Origin of the sequence: Halomonas korlensis (assembly GCF_900116705.1) — a bacterium.
Taxonomy (GTDB): domain Bacteria; phylum Pseudomonadota; class Gammaproteobacteria; order Pseudomonadales; family Halomonadaceae; genus Halomonas; species Halomonas korlensis.
Genome location: NZ_FPBP01000014.1, coordinates 83,570 through 98,665 on the forward strand (window position 1 = coordinate 83,570; position 15,096 = coordinate 98,665).

Consider the following 15,096-nt stretch of genomic DNA (forward strand, 5'->3'; position numbering starts at 1 on the left):
GGGCGTACCCACCCCACTGTTAAAGGCTGCGCATTCTAATGGCTGAGGCTGGCCGCCGTCAAGCCCGTCGCCCCATTGCCGCGGGACGACGGACTTGCGACCGACAACCTCAGATCTCGTCTTCGTCGGAATCGAGCGCCGTGAGCTGAGCGCCCAGCTCCTGCTCGACCTCTTGAGCCGAGGGGTGAAGCAACCGCTCGGCATCTTCACGCCTGCGACGACGCTCCGCATGGTGGGTCAGACCGGTACCGGCCGGGATCAGGCGGCCTACCACCACGTTCTCCTTCAGACCCCGCAGGTAATCGCGCTTGCCGGTCACCGCGGCCTCGGTCAACACGCGGGTTGTCTCCTGGAAGGAGGCCGCGGAGATGAACGACTCGGTGGCCAGGCTGGCCTTGGTGATGCCCAGCAGCAGGCGCTGGTATTTCGCCGGGAATTTCTCTTCCTTCTCCAGGCGGGCGTTCTGCTCGAGCACACGCACCAGCTCGACCTGGTCGCCGGTGATGAAGTCGCTGTCGCCGGCATCGGTGATCTCGACCTTGCGCAGCATTTGCCGCACGATCACCTCGATGTGCTTGTCGTTGATGCCCACGCCCTGCAGGCGATAGACATCCTGGACCTCCACGGTGATGTACTTGGCCAGCTCCGCCGTACCCAGCAGACGCAGGATATCGTGCGGGTTGCTCGGACCGTCGGAGATCACTTCGCCCTTCTCGACGCTCTCGCCTTCGAAGACAGCGATCTGACGCCACTTGGGAATCAGCATCTCGAACGGGTCGCCGTCCTGGGGCGTGATCGTCAGACGGCGCTTGCCCTTGGTTTCCTTGCCGAAGCTGATCACGCCACCGATCTCGGCGAGGATCGCCGGCTCCTTGGGCTTGCGGGCCTCGAAGAGGTCGGCCACTCGCGGCAGACCGCCGGTGATGTCCTTGTTGCCGGACGCCTCCACCGGAATCCGCGCCACCACTTCGCCAACCCCGATTCTCGAGCCATTGTCAGCGGTGACGATCGCCTTGCCCGGCAACAGGTACTGTACCGGGGTCTCGGTGCCGGAAAGCGTTACCGGCTTACCGGCATCGTCGGTCAACAGGATCATCGGGCGCTTGTCACGACCGGTAATGGGCCGTGCTGCCGCTTCGATCACCTCGATGGACGACAAGCCGGTCATCTCGTCCACGCTGCGGTGGATCGTCAGGCCTTCGTCCATGTCGGCATACTGCACCTGACCTTCCGCCTCGGCGATGATCGGGTGGGTGTGCGGGTCCCACTTGGCCATGGCCTGGCCAGCGTCGACCGTATCGCCGTCCTTGATCGACAGCTCGGCGCCATAAGGCAGCTTGTAGTACTCACGCTCGCGGCCATGATCGTCGGCCACCGCCACGGCGCTGGAGCGCGAGACCACGACCAGCTTGCCGTCGGCACGCTCGACGTGCTTGATGTTATGCAAGCGTACCTTGCCGCCGTGCTTGGCCTGGACGCTGTCCACGGCGGAGGCACGCGACGCGGCACCACCGATGTGGAAGGTCCGCATGGTCAGCTGGGTGCCCGGCTCACCGATCGACTGGGCGGCGATGACGCCCACGGACTCGCCGATGTTGACCTGATGGCCACGCGCCAGGTCGCGCCCATAACAATAAGCACAAACGCCATGCGAGGTCTGGCAGGTGATGGCGCTGCGCACCACGATCTCGTCCACCCCCATGGTGTCGAGCTGGGCACACCACGCCTCGTCCAGCATGGTGTCACGCGGGATCAGCACCTCATCGGTGGCGGGGTCGATGACGTCCTGCGCCACCACACGCCCCAGCACTCGCTGGGCCAGGGAGACGATGATATCGCCACCCTCGATGACCGGATGGACGGTCAGGCCGCGCTCGGTGCCGCAATCCGACTCGGTGATCACCATGTCCTGCGCCACGTCGACCAGACGACGGGTCAGGTAACCGGAGTTGGCGGTCTTGAGTGCCGTATCCGCCAGGCCCTTCCGCGCGCCGTGCGTCGAGATGAAGTACTGAAGGACGTTCAGACCTTCACGGAAGTTGGCGACGATCGGGGTCTCGATGATCGAGCCATCCGGCTTGGCCATCAGGCCACGCATACCCGCCAACTGGCGAATCTGTGCGGGGCTACCCCGAGCACCGGAGTCGGCCATGATAAACACGCTGTTGAAGGAATCCTGCTCGACCTCATTGCCTTCACGATCGACCACGGTTTCGCGTGAGATGCCCGCCATCATCGCCTTGGCCACCTTGTCGTTAGCCTTGGACCAGATGTCGATCACCTTGTTGTACTTCTCGCCGGCGGTCACGAGACCCGAGGAGAACTGATCCTCGATCTCCTTCACCTCGTCTTCCGCGGCCTGCACGCTGGCGTACTTGCTTTCGGGGATGACGAAGTCGTTGACCCCGATGGAGACCCCGGACCAGGTCGCCAGGCGAAAACCGGTGTACATCAACTGGTCGGCGAAGATCACCGTCGGCTTGAGGCCGGCGCGACGATACACCTCGTTGAGCAGGTGCGAGATGGCCTTCTTCTTCATCGGCTTGTCGACCAGCTCGAAGGGCACGCCCTCGGGCAGGATGCGCGACAGCAGCGCGCGACCCACGGTGGTGTCGAACAGGCGCCGTTGTTCACGCCTTTCGCCGGTCTCCTCGTCGAATTCCACCTCGGTCAACCGCACCTTGATGCGGGCGTGCAGCGAGACGCTCTGGGTACCGAAGGCGCGGTCGACTTCATCGAGGTTGGCGAAGATCATACCTTCGCCCTTGTCGTTGATGCGCTCGCGCGTCATGTAGTACAGGCCCAGCACCACGTCCTGGGACGGCACGATGATCGGCTCACCGTTGCTGGGCGACAGCACGTTATTGGTGGCCATCATCAACGCGCGGGCTTCGAGCTGGGCTTCCAGGGTCAGCGGTACGTGGACCGCCATCTGGTCACCGTCGAAGTCGGCGTTGTAGGCGGCACACACCAGCGGGTGCAGCTGGATTGCCTTGCCTTCGATCAACAACGGCTCAAAGGCCTGGATGCCCAGGCGGTGCAGCGTCGGCGCACGGTTAAGCAGCACCGGGTGCTCGCGAATGACGTCGGCGAGGATATCCCAGACTTCCGGCAGCTCGCGCTCGACCATCTTCTTCGCGGCCTTGATCGTCGAGGCGTGCCCCAGCAGCTGCAGCTTGGAGTAGATGAACGGCTTGAACAGCTCGAGCGCCATCTTCTTGGGCAGGCCGCACTGGTGCAGACGCAGCGTCGGACCCACGGTGATCACCGAGCGGCCCGAGTAATCGACGCGCTTGCCCAGCAGGTTCTGACGGAAGCGCCCCTGCTTGCCCTTGATCATGTCGGCCAGCGACTTGAGCGGGCGCTTGTTGGAGCCGGTGATGGCGCGGCCGCGACGGCCGTTGTCCAACAGCGCGTCCACCGCCTCCTGCAGCATGCGCTTCTCGTTGCGCACGATGATGTCGGGCGCATTGAGATCGAGCAGCCGCTTCAGGCGGTTGTTGCGGTTGATCACCCGGCGATACAGGTCGTTGAGGTCGGAGGTCGCGAAGCGACCTCCGTCCAGCGGCACCAGCGGACGCAGGTCCGGCGGCAGCACCGGCAGCACTTCCATGACCATCCAGGCGGGATTGTTGCCGGAGCCGTAGAACGCCTCCAGCAGCTTCAAGCGCTTGGAGAGCTTCTTGATCTTGGTCTCGGAGTTGGTCTGCGGAATCTCTTCGCGCAGCCGATCGATCTCCTCCTCGAGATCGATATCCTTGAGCAAGGCCTGGACGGCCTCGGCGCCCATCCGCGCGTCGAAGTCGTCGCCGAACTCCTCGAGCGCCTCGAAATACTGCTCATCGTTGAGCAGCTGGCCACGCTCAAGCGTGGTCATGCCCGGGTCGATGACCACGAAGCTCTCGAAGTACAGCACGCGTTCGATATCGCGCAGGGTCATGTCGAGGAACATGCCGATGCGCGAGGGCAGCGATTTCAGGAACCAGATGTGGGCGACCGGGCTTGCCAGTTCGATGTGTCCCATGCGCTCGCGGCGTACCGCGGCCTTGGTCACCTCGACGCCACACTTCTCGCAGATGATGCCGCGATGCTTCATGCGCTTGTACTTGCCGCACAGACACTCGTAGTCCTTCACCGGGCCGAAGACCTTGGCGCAGAACAAGCCGTCGCGTTCCGGCTTGAAGGTCCGGTAGTTGATGGTTTCCGGCTTCTTGACCTCGCCGAAGGACCAGGACCGAATCATGTCCGGCGACGCCAGGGTAATCTTGATCGCGTCAAATTCGTCGGACTGTGACTGCGATTTGAGGACTTTCACCAAATCTTTCATAGGTCGGCTCCGTTGCGGAGTTGTCATGGGCGGGGGCAACCGAGCCCCCGCGGACCGTCATTCTGCGAAGCGTCGGTCGCCTCAGCTCTCCAGCTCGATGTCGATACCCAGCGAGCGGATTTCCTTCACCAATACGTTGAAGGATTCCGGCATGCCCGCCTGCATGGCGTGGTCGCCGTCCACGATGTTCTTGTACATCTTGGTGCGACCCTCCACGTCATCGGACTTGACGGTGAGCATTTCCTGGAGGGTGTAGGCGGCGCCATAGGCTTCCAGGGCCCAGACCTCCATCTCCCCGAAGCGCTGGCCGCCGAACTGCGCCTTGCCGCCGAGGGGCTGCTGAGTGACCAGCGAGTAGGAGCCGGTGGAACGCGCGTGCATCTTGTCATTCACCAGGTGGTTCAGCTTGAGCATGTACATGTAGCCGACGGTCACCGGACGATCGAAGGCATCGCCGCTACGCCCGTCATAGAGGGTCATCTGACCGGACTCAGGCAGGTCGGCGAGTTTCAGCAGATGCTTGATCTCGCCTTCCTTGGCCCCGTCGAAGACCGGCGTCGACATCGGCACACCGGCTTTCAGGTTCTTTGCCAACGTGATGATCTCGTCATCGCTCAACGAATCCAGATCCTCGACGCGGGTGCCGGAGGTCGAGTTGTAGACCTCGCCCAGGAACTCGCGTATCTGACCGACCTGCTGGTCGCGGGCTTCGCGCAGCATATGCTCGATCTTCACGCCGAGACCGCGCGCGGCCATGCCAAGGTGCGTCTCGAGAATCTGCCCGACGTTCATCCGTGACGGCACGCCCAACGGGTTGAGTACCACGTCGATCGGCTCGCCGTTGTCGTCGAACGGCATGTCCTCGATGGGCATGATCGCCGAGATGACGCCCTTGTTGCCGTGGCGACCGGCCATCTTGTCGCCCGGTTCCAGACGACGCTTCACCGCCATGTAGACCTTGACGATCTTCAGCACGCCCGGCGCGAGATCATCGCCCTGGGTGAGCTTGCGCTTCTTGTCCTCGAAGCGCTCGTCCATCTCCTTGCGGCGATTCTCGAGCTGCTCGTCGGACTGCGCCAGGAGCTCGTTGAGCGTCTCGTCCTGCAGGCGCAGCTTGAACCACTGCTGGCGCGGCAGTTCCTCAAGGTAGCTCTCGGAGAGCACGTCGCCCTTCTTGAGCTTCGGCCCGCCATTGACGGCCTGGCCATTGAGGGTGCGCTTGAGGCGCTCGAAGGTGGCATCCTCGGCGATGCGATAGGTTTCCTGAAGGTCCTTGCGCACCTCGTCGAGCTGCATCTGCTCGATGGACAGCGCGCGTGAATCCTTCTCCACGCCGTCGCGGGTGAAGACCTGCACGTCGATGACGGTGCCCTTCATGCCGGTCGGCGCGCGCAGCGAGGTGTCCTTCACGTCGCTGGCCTTCTCGCCGAAGATGGCACGCAGCAGCTTCTCTTCCGGCGTCAGCTGGGTCTCGCCCTTGGGCGTGACCTTGCCGACCAGGATGTCGCCCGGCCCGACCTCTGCACCGATGTAGACCACCCCGGCCTCGTCCAGCTTGGCCAGGGCCGACTCGCCGACGTTGGGAATATCCGAGGTGATCTCCTCGGAGCCCAGCTTGGTGTCGCGGCACACACAGGTCAGTTCCTGGATATGGATCGTGGTGAAACGATCTTCCTGAACCGCACGCTCCGAGAGCAGGATCGAGTCCTCGAAGTTGTAGCCGTTCCAGGGCATGAAGGCGATGCGCATGTTCTGACCCAGCGCGAGGTCGCCCATGTCGACGGACGGACCGTCGGCCAGGATATCGCCGCGCGCGACGGTGTCGCCGGGACGCACGATCGGCCGCTGGTTCATGCAGGTGTTCTGGTTGGAACGGGTGTACTTGGTGAGGTTGTAGATATCGACCCCGGCCTCGCCACCGATGATCTCGTCCTCATTGATGCGCACCACGATGCGCCGGGCATCGACGGAGTCGATCAGCCCGCCGCGCCGCGCCACGGCACACACACCCGAGTCGCGCGCCACGAAGCGCTCCATGCCGGTGCCCACCAGCGGCTTCTCGGCACGCAGGGTCGGCACGGCCTGACGCTGCATGTTCGAGCCCATCAGGGCGCGGTTGGCATCGTCATGCTCGAGGAACGGAATCAGTGCCGCGGCCACGGACACCACCTGGCGCGGCGACACGTCCATCAACGTCACCTGCTCGGGACGCATGAAGGTGGTCTCGCCCTTGTGGCGCACCTGCACCAGGTCGTCGACCAGCTTGTTGGATTCATCCACGGTGGCCGAGGCCTGGGCAATGATGAAGTCACCCTCCTCGATCGCCGACAGATGCACCACATCGTCGGTGACCTGACGATTCACCACCTTGCGGTACGGCGTCTCGAGGAAGCCGTAGCTGTTGGTGTGGCTGTAGGTCGCCAGCGAGTTGATCAGGCCGATGTTGGGGCCTTCCGGCGTCTCGATGGGGCACAGACGACCATAGTGCGTGGCGTGAACGTCGCGCACCTCGAAACCGGCACGCTCGCGGGTCAGGCCACCCGGCCCGAGCGCCGAGATACGCCGCTTGTGAGTCACCTCGGAGAGCGGGTTGTTCTGGTCCATGAACTGCGAGAGCTGGCTGGAACCGAAGAACTCCTTGACTGCCGCCGCGACCGGCTTGGCATTGATCAGGTCCTGCGGCATCAGGCCCTCGCTCTCGGCCATCGAGAGGCGCTCCTTGACCGCACGCTCGACGCGCACCAGGCCCACGCGGAACTGGTTCTCGGCCATCTCGCCCACGCAGCGGATACGACGGTTGCCCAGGTGATCGATATCATCCACGTCGCCGAAGCCGTTGCGGATGTTGATCAACTCCTTGAGCACGTCGAGGATGTCGCGACGGTCGAGGATGCCCGAGCCGGTATCGCTGTCGCGACGCAGCCGACGATTGAACTTCATGCGACCGACGCCCGAGAGATCGTAGCGGTCCTCGCTGAAGAACAGGTTGTTGAACAGGGTCTCGGCGGCCTCCTTGGTGGGCGGCTCGCCAGGACGCATCATGCGATAGATCTCGACCAGCGCCTCGAGCTGCGACCCGGTGGTGTCGAGCTTCAAGGTATCGGAGATGAACGGACCACAGTCGAGATCGTTGGTGTAAAGGGTCTCGAGCGTAGAAATCCCGGCCTGGCCGAGCTTCTCCAGCAGATCCGGCGTGATCTCGGTGTTGCAGGGACAGATCAGCTCGCCGGTATTGGGATCAACCTGATCCTTGGCCAGGATCTTGCCGAACAGGTACTCCATAGGCACATCAAGACGCTCCAGCCCGACTTTCTCGAGCTGGCGAATGTGCTTCTGGGTGATACGACGGCCTTCCTCGACGATCATGGTGCCGTCGGCATCCTTGATATCGAAGGTAGCGGTTTCGCCGCGCAGGCGCGACGGCACCAGTTCCACGGAGAAGCCGGACTTCTCGATGTGGAAGGTGCTGGTCGCGAAGAACTCGTCGAGCACTTCCTCGGCGCTCATGCCCAGGGCGCGCATCAGCACCGTGGCCGGCAGCTTGCGGCGCCGGTCGATACGCACGAAGACGCTGTCCTTGGGGTCGAACTCGAAGTCCAGCCAGGAGCCGCGGTAAGGTATGACTCGCGCGGAATACAAAAGCTTACCGGACGAGTGACTCTTGCCCTTGTCGTGATCGAAGAACACACCCGGTGAGCGGTGAAGCTGGGAGACGATGACACGCTCAGTACCATTGACGACGAAGGTGCCGTTCTCGGTCATCAGGGGGATTTCCCCCATGTAGACTTCCTGCTCCTTGATGTCCTTGATGGCCTTGTTCGACGACTCCTTGTCGTAGATGATCAGGCGGACCTTGACGCGCAATGGAGCCGAATAGGTGACACCGCGCAGCTGGCACTCCTTGACGTCGAAGGCCGGCGTGCCGAAGCGGTAGCTGACATACTCGAGAGCCGCGTTGCCGGAGAAGCTCTCGATCGGGAATACGGACTTGAAGGCCGCATGCAGGCCGACTTCCAGACGCTCCTCCGGGGAGCGGTCCTGCTGGAGAAAGTCGTAGTAGGAATCAAGCTGGATGGCCAGCAGGTAAGGCACATCCATCACTTGGGGCAGTTTGCCGAAATCCTTGCGGATGCGTTTTTTCTCAGTGTATGAGTAAGCCATCTGTATTCCCCAGCTTGTTCACCATGGGTGACCGATGCGTGGTCGGCGCCACCCGACGGGAGCGGCTCCGTCAGGCGATGAAGGCAAGCGCCACGTCGGGTCGCTCGCCTTCGGAATTCGGCTGGCAGCTCTGCACATGCAAAGGCCAGTGACAACAGAAAAAGGCCGGCAGCGGGTGTCCCGCCACCAGCCCTGGAAGCTTACGCAGCGCGTGAAGCCATGGGCACAAGAGTTACTTGAGCTCCACGCTCGCGCCGGCGTCTTCCAGCTTCTTCTTGGCCTCTTCGGCGTCGTCCTTGGACAGCCCTTCCTTGATGGTAGCCGGTGCACCATCGACGGCGCCCTTGGCTTCCTTGAGGCCCAGGCCAGTAATCTCGCGAACGGCCTTGATCACGTTGACCTTCTTGTCGCCGGCAGCGGTCAGCACGACATCGAACTCGGTCTGCTCTTCTTCGGCAGCGGCTTCGCCGCCACCGCCACCGGCCACGACGGCCGCTGCAGCGGACACGCCAAACTTCTCTTCCATTGCTTCGATCAACTCGGCGACTTCCATCACGGACATGTCGGCGACAGCGTTGATGATATCTTCTTTGGTCAGTGCCATTGTCACAGTTCCTAACTTTGCGGGAGCCCCGATCAAGCGGTGGCTCGAGGATTCAGTCTTCGATTCGGGCTGCGAGAATGAGTTCGCCGATCAGGCGGCCTCTTCCTGCTTTTGATCACGCAGCGCCGCGAGGGTACGAACCAGCTTGCCTGCCGAGGCTTCTTTCATGACGGACATCAGCTTGGCGATCGCCTCATCGTAGGTCGGCAAGGTTGCCAGACGATCAAGATCGGCAGCCGGGATCAGCTCGCCTTCGTAGGCCAGCGCCTTGACTTCGAAATCCTTCTGCTGCTTACCAAATTCCTTGAACAGACGGGCAGCAGCGCCCGGATGATCATAGGAAAAGGCCAGCATGGTCGGACCCGAGAAGGTCTCATCCAGAATCTCCCAGGGAGTTCCGGACAGGGCGCGACGTGCCAGGGTGTTGCGGACAACACGGATCTGCACGCCATTCTCGCGGGCCTGCTTGCGCAGGTCGGTCATTGCACTGACCGCAACGCCACGAGAATCGGCAACGACGACGGAGAGCGCATCCTTGGCCGCTTCACTGACCTCGGCAACGATTGCCTTCTTGCCTTCGAGTGCTAGGGGCACAGTGGTCACTCCTTCGTGCCGGAACCTCGCAATGAGAGCTCCGGTGGTTACCATCTCTCCCAGGCCACGCGAGCATGCTGCGGGCCGGGAGTCCTGGGTGATGGTGCTCACCAGAGAACTGGCGGCCACACCATCTGCGCAGGCTTCCTGGGAGGAAGATTAAGCCACCCCCACGACGAGAGGCGGCACCTGCGGTCTTTGACGGCGCCCCGCCAGCAAGTGACGATTGCCGGAGCGGGAACCGCAAAGTTACTGCAACTTTCTCGATGGCTCTTGGGAGCCATCACGACCCACCTCGCGCCTGTATTCAGACCAGCGCGGAATGGTCGACGGTAAGACCCGGGCCCATGGTGCTGGACAGGGTTATCTTCTTTAGATAGATGCCCTTGGACGTGCTCGGCTTGAGCTTCTTGAGGTCGGCGACCAGCGCTTCCAGGTTGCCTTGGATTGCGGCAGCGTCGAAATCGACCTTGCCCAGCGTCGTGTGAATGATGCCATTCTTGTCGGTACGGAAACGCACCTGACCGGCCTTGGCATTTCTCACGGCAGTGGCGACGTCCGGCGTGACCGTGCCGACCTTGGGGTTCGGCATCAGGCCACGTGGCCCCAGAATCTGGCCCAGCTGACCGACAACGCGCATGGCGTCCGGCGAGGCGACGACGACATCAAAGTCCATGACGCCCTTCTTTACCTGCTCGGCCAGATCTTCCATACCGACGAGGTCGGCACCGGCTTCCTTGGCGGCGTCGGCATTGGCGCCCTGGGTGAAGACGGCAACCCGCACATCCTTGCCAGTACCGTTGGGCATGACGGTGGCGCCACGCACGACCTGGTCGGATTTGCGCGGATCAACGCCAAGATTGATGGCGACGTCCAGCGACTCCTTGAACTTGACGGTGGACAGCTCGGAAAGCAGGGCCACGGCCTCTTCCAGGGAATAAGCCTTGTTCGTGTCGACTTTTTCGCTAATCTGCTGTGCACGCTTGCTAAGCTTGGCCATGATCAGAGACCCTCCACATTCAGGCCCATGCTGCGGGCACTACCGGCAATAGTACGCACAGCAGCGTCGAGGTCACTGGCCGTCATATCCGGCTCCTTGGTCTTGGCGATCTCCTCGAGCTGCTCGCGGGTCACGGTGCCGACCTTCTTCTTGTTCGGCTCACCGGAGCCGGACTTGATGCCGGCCGCCTTTTTAAGCAGCACAGCCGCCGGCGGGGTCTTGGTGACGAAGGTGAAGCTGCGGTCGGAGTAGACCGTGATGACAACGGGCGTCGGCAGGCCCGGCTCGATGTCCTGAGTCGCCGCATTGAACGACTTGCAGAACTCCATGATATTGACGCCGTGCTGACCCAGCGCAGGGCCCACGGGGGGACTCGGATTGGCCTTACCAGCTGCTACCTGCAGCTTGATGTAAGCCTGTACTTTCTTGGCCATGTTGAACTCCAGTTGGGTAGTAGCGCCTCGCGGCTCCCCGGGTTATGCGATCGACCGTGTGACCGCCCTTCTGGCGCCAGACCGAGCGTTTACTCTTTCTCGACCTGCGCAAATTCCAGCTCGACAGGAGTGGAGCGTCCAAAGATCAGCACGCTGACCTGCACCCGACTCTTGTCATAGTTGACCTCTTCCACCACGCCGTTGAAGTCGGCGAACGGACCATCGACCACGCGCACCGCCTGGCCGGGTTCGAAAAGCGTCTTGGGACGAGGCTTCTCTGTCCCGTCCTTGACGCGACGCAGGATGGCATCTGCCTCTTTCTGGCTGATCGGCGCTGGCTTCTCCTTCGTGCCACCGATGAAGCCCATCACGCGGGGCGTCTCGTTGACCAGGTGCCAGGTGCCATCATCCATTTCCATCTCGACCAGTACGTAGCCGGGATAAAATTTTCTTTCACTCTTGCGACGCTTGCCGTCGCGCATCTCGACGACTTCTTCGGTCGGCACGAGGATTTCGCCGAAGCGATCCTCCATGCCAAACATCTTCACGCGCTCGATCAACGAGCGCATTACATGCTTCTCGAAGCCGGAGTAAGCGTGAACGACATACCAACGCTTGGACATGGAAGCTCCTAACCAATGACGCCGGACATCGCCCAGCCAAGTAGGGTGTCGATCAGCCACAGCATCAGACCGACAACCAGCACGGCGACCAGCACGATAGCGGTCGTCTGTATGGTTTCGGGACGCGTCGGCCACACAACACGCTGAATTTCCTTCTTGGCGCTTCTGGCCAACTCGGTGAGCTCACGCCCCTTGGTGGTCGTCAGCGCCACCGCGGCAGCCGCAATGCTTACGACTACCACACCCAGCACGCGATAAATGATCGCTTGCTCGGCGAAATACGTATTGCCGACCACGGCGAGAACCAGCAGCGTGACGACAGCCGCCCATTTGAGCCCGTCGTGGCGCGACTCCTGCACCTCGGCGTTATGCTTCATGAAAACGAGACTCCTCAGGGCGCAGCAATCGAAACGTGAAAGTATATGAGAACCCGCCAGCCTGGGGAAGACTGGCAGGCCAGGAGGGAATCGAACCCCCAACCTGCGGTTTTGGAGACCGCTGCTCTGCCAATTGAGCTACTGGCCTGTATCTGCCTTGCAACCATTCCTTGCGAGTGGCCTTCGCGACAGCGGGCGCCATGATAGCGAATACAGCACCGCCTGGCAACCCCTCCACGGCCCCACATGAGCCGACGAGAAAAAGAAAAGGCGAGCCAGGCTCGCCTTCTCGATATGGAGCTCATGGACGGATTTGAACCGTCGACCTCACCCTTACCAAGGGTGTGCTCTACCCCTGAGCTACATGAGCGCAACTTGCTGCACACGTCACATTACAAATATTGCAATGCCACAGATGGAGCGGGCAGCGGGAATCGAACCCGCATCATCAGCTTGGAAGGCTGAGGTTCTACCATTAAACTATGCCCGCATGCCCACTCTACTTGCACACCCGACAACTCGGGCGACGACGCAATCTGGTGGAGGGGGAAGGATTCGAACCTTCGAAGCTTTCGCGGCAGATTTACAGTCTGCTCCCTTTGGCCACTCGGGAACCCCTCCAGATGGCCATGCACTCTACCACCTTCTCTTCCGATGTCAAGTTGCTGTTTCACAAAGCTTCTTGCCATATGAAAGTCATGAGCCCGGCTCAATCCCATCACCTCGGAACGCGGCGCATTTTGTCAAAGCAGCATGGAGAATGCAAGCGCTGCGCGGATCTTTTCCAGCGAAACCGGTGGGGGGATACGCGGCGCACCCGACATCTTGCCGGCGCGCTCTGCCGCTGTCAGGGGAAAACAGGCCTCGAGCCCTCCGTAAACCATGTCCGGCCATACGGCATGGGGCACCTGAATGCCTCGCGAGACTACCCGCGCGTCGCCCCCCGTGAGCAGCATCGGCAAGGCAACGTCCTCGCGATCACAGACTTCACTGTAGATGCGATTGACGGCGCTCACGGCCGCCATATAGATGCCATGGTTAACCGCCTCAACCGTGCGCTTTCCCGGCAGCAACAGCTCTTCCGCTTCGCTGTCGGGGTCGATGGCGACGTTACGGGTCCCTAGCTGAAGACTCTCTTTCATCAACCGCAGGCCAGGCAAGATGTAGCCGCCTAAGTGGCGCCCGCCGGGCAGCACGAAATCGATGGTAATGGCGCTGCCACAATCAACGCTGCAACAGCCCCCTGCCAGCTGATAGCTGGCCAAGGTCCCCAACCAGCGATCGACACCTAACCGGGCCGGCTCCTCATAACCATTGACGACACCTAGCGCTTCGGGTGTCGAGCGGGCAACGTGAACCACACCGACTTGCCTACGCAGCAGGCTTACGGTTTCCTCAAGCACGGCACGACGCGCCACGCTGGAAATACGCACCGCCTCCACCACATCCAGATCGGGGATATCCGACCCAGGGCGCCACTCTTCACGTGTCCAGACAGCTCCACGAGAACGGATCTCACTGCTGTCGGCATCCTTCAATCGCCATTTCGATAGCGTATTGCCGATGTCGAGATCCAGTATCATGAGCGTCCACGCACGCTAACCTCTCCTCCTACGAGTCGGCGACGCAGATCTCCCTGGCGCACCCAAAGATTGCCTGCGGCATCAACACTTTCCGCGATGCCCGTTTCACGCTCGTTGCCCCTGAGAATATCAACCTGGTGCCCGGCAAACGCATGGCGAGCGTTCCACTCCTCCTGCCAGTAACCGAACCCCTGATGCTCAAACTCGGCCATCAGCGGCAATAACCTTTCCAACAGCTCCACCGCCAGGATATTACGTGTGAGCCCAGGTGCCTGGTCATGCACAGCCGCGACGGGTTGATCGAATCCAATACGGAATTCAGCAGGCAAGTCAACGTTGATCCCCACTCCGACAACGGCCTCACAGGGCCCGGCGGCGTCACCACTGATCTCCACCAGAATACCGGCAAGCTTGCCCCACTCACCTCCCGGGGAGGCCAACAGCACATCATTGGGCCACTTGAGCAAGGCTCGTGCCCCATGACGCTCGAGCACCTGTGCGACGACAACACCAATGGCCAGGCTCAACCCCTCCAGGGCCGCGACACCTGTCTCGAATCGCCAGCCCACCGAGAACATCAGCGTTCGTCCCCAGGGAGTTGTCCAGACACGCCCGCGACGGCCACGCCCGGCACTCTGCTGCTCCACTAGACAGACTTCGCCATGCCCGGCGCCCTGTTCGAAACGTTCGCGGAGATAAGCGTTGGTCGAAGGCAGCGTCTCTTCTACAAAGAGCTGCACCAGTTGCCGACGGGCCTGTCGCGACAGAGCCGAAACTATCTGACTGCCGTCGAGCAACTCGAGTGGCTGTGCCAGGCGATACCCCTGGCCCTTTACCGTCTCCATGGGGATGCCCAGCGCCTCGAGCTTTTTTAACTGTTTCCAGACGGCAGCCCGAGAGACCCCGAGGTGTTCGCCTAGCTGTTGGCCGGAATGGAAGTTCCCATCACTCAGCAGACGAATCAAGTCACCGATGGTCATGCGCATGCCCCAGACCGGAAAAGCCCATATTCTAGCTGAACGATGCCAGCACCGGAAATGAACCATTTAGAGAAGCCCGATAGAATCCGAGCACATCACTTTCCTTCCATGCACACGCAGACCCCCGCGCCTTGTGGGCGCGGGGGTCGGGATAGGGTGCCTGACGATGACCTACTCTCGCATGGGGAGACCCCACACTACCATCGGCGCTGAGCGGTTTCACTGCTGAGTTCGGCAAGGGATCAGGTGGTTCCCGCACGCTGTGGTCGTCAGGCGAAAAGCGGTGAATCATGCTGGCGTGATACGCCGGGCGTTCCGGCGCGCGGGTCGCAGACCCCTTGGGTGTTATATGGTCAAGCCTCACGGGCCATTAGTACACGTTAGCTCAACGCCTTGCGGCGCGTCCACACCGT

10 protein-coding genes, 4 tRNA genes and 1 rRNA gene are annotated in these 15,096 nt (G+C 61.8%); all 15 read right to left on the reverse strand.

Annotated elements, in window-relative coordinates; all coding sequences use genetic code 11:
* Positions 1 to 109: 109 nt before the first annotated feature.
* Positions 110 to 4,327: a DNA-directed RNA polymerase subunit beta' gene (gene rpoC / locus BM341_RS16460; RefSeq protein ID WP_089797149.1), complete on the reverse strand. Its 4,218-nt coding sequence runs from the start codon at positions 4,325 to 4,327 to the stop codon at positions 110 to 112.
* Between the two features lie 81 nt (positions 4,328 to 4,408).
* Positions 4,409 to 8,488, reverse strand: a complete 4,080-nt coding sequence (gene rpoB / locus BM341_RS16465; RefSeq protein WP_089797150.1) for a DNA-directed RNA polymerase subunit beta — start codon at positions 8,486 to 8,488, stop codon at positions 4,409 to 4,411.
* Positions 8,489 to 8,720: 232 nt separating this feature from the next.
* Positions 8,721 to 9,092 (reverse strand): 50S ribosomal protein L7/L12, encoded by a 372-nt coding sequence (gene rplL, locus BM341_RS16470; RefSeq protein ID WP_089797151.1) that lies wholly within the window; start codon positions 9,090 to 9,092, stop codon positions 8,721 to 8,723.
* Between the two features lie 90 nt (positions 9,093 to 9,182).
* Positions 9,183 to 9,686: a 50S ribosomal protein L10 gene (gene rplJ, locus BM341_RS16475; protein WP_089797152.1), complete on the reverse strand. Its 504-nt coding sequence runs from the start codon at positions 9,684 to 9,686 to the stop codon at positions 9,183 to 9,185.
* A 307-nt stretch (positions 9,687 to 9,993) separates the two neighbouring features.
* Positions 9,994 to 10,686, reverse strand: coding sequence for a 50S ribosomal protein L1 (gene rplA, locus BM341_RS16480; RefSeq protein WP_089797153.1), 693 nt, complete (start codon positions 10,684 to 10,686; stop codon positions 9,994 to 9,996).
* Positions 10,687 to 10,688: 2 nt separating this feature from the next.
* The gene (rplK, locus tag BM341_RS16485) at positions 10,689 to 11,120 is read right to left on the reverse strand and encodes a 50S ribosomal protein L11 (protein WP_089797154.1); all 432 of its coding nucleotides are present in this window, start codon (positions 11,118 to 11,120) and stop codon (positions 10,689 to 10,691) included.
* Between the two features lie 89 nt (positions 11,121 to 11,209).
* Positions 11,210 to 11,743: a transcription termination/antitermination protein NusG gene (gene nusG / locus BM341_RS16490; RefSeq protein ID WP_089797155.1), complete on the reverse strand. Its 534-nt coding sequence runs from the start codon at positions 11,741 to 11,743 to the stop codon at positions 11,210 to 11,212.
* Positions 11,744 to 11,751: 8 nt separating this feature from the next.
* Positions 11,752 to 12,120 (reverse strand): preprotein translocase subunit SecE, encoded by a 369-nt coding sequence (gene secE / locus BM341_RS16495; protein ID WP_089797156.1) that lies wholly within the window; start codon positions 12,118 to 12,120, stop codon positions 11,752 to 11,754.
* A gap of 72 nt (positions 12,121 to 12,192) precedes the next feature.
* Positions 12,193 to 12,268, reverse strand: a tRNA-Trp gene (locus tag BM341_RS16500).
* 147 nt (positions 12,269 to 12,415) lie between these two features.
* Positions 12,416 to 12,490 (reverse strand) — tRNA-Thr (locus BM341_RS16505).
* A 46-nt stretch (positions 12,491 to 12,536) separates the two neighbouring features.
* Positions 12,537 to 12,610, reverse strand: a tRNA-Gly gene (locus BM341_RS16510).
* Positions 12,611 to 12,657: 47 nt separating this feature from the next.
* Positions 12,658 to 12,741: transfer RNA gene (locus tag BM341_RS16515), tRNA-Tyr, on the reverse strand.
* A gap of 122 nt (positions 12,742 to 12,863) precedes the next feature.
* Complete coding sequence (locus BM341_RS16520; RefSeq protein WP_089797157.1) at positions 12,864 to 13,703, reverse strand: type III pantothenate kinase; 840 nt, start codon at positions 13,701 to 13,703, stop codon at positions 12,864 to 12,866.
* Positions 13,700 to 14,683, reverse strand: coding sequence for a biotin--[acetyl-CoA-carboxylase] ligase (locus BM341_RS16525; protein WP_089797158.1), 984 nt, complete (start codon positions 14,681 to 14,683; stop codon positions 13,700 to 13,702). Before BM341_RS16525 ends, BM341_RS16520 begins: the two co-directional genes overlap by 4 nt.
* Before the next feature lie 158 nt (positions 14,684 to 14,841).
* A 5S ribosomal RNA gene (rrf, locus tag BM341_RS16530) occupies positions 14,842 to 14,957 on the reverse strand.
* Positions 14,958 to 15,096 lie beyond the last annotated feature (139 nt).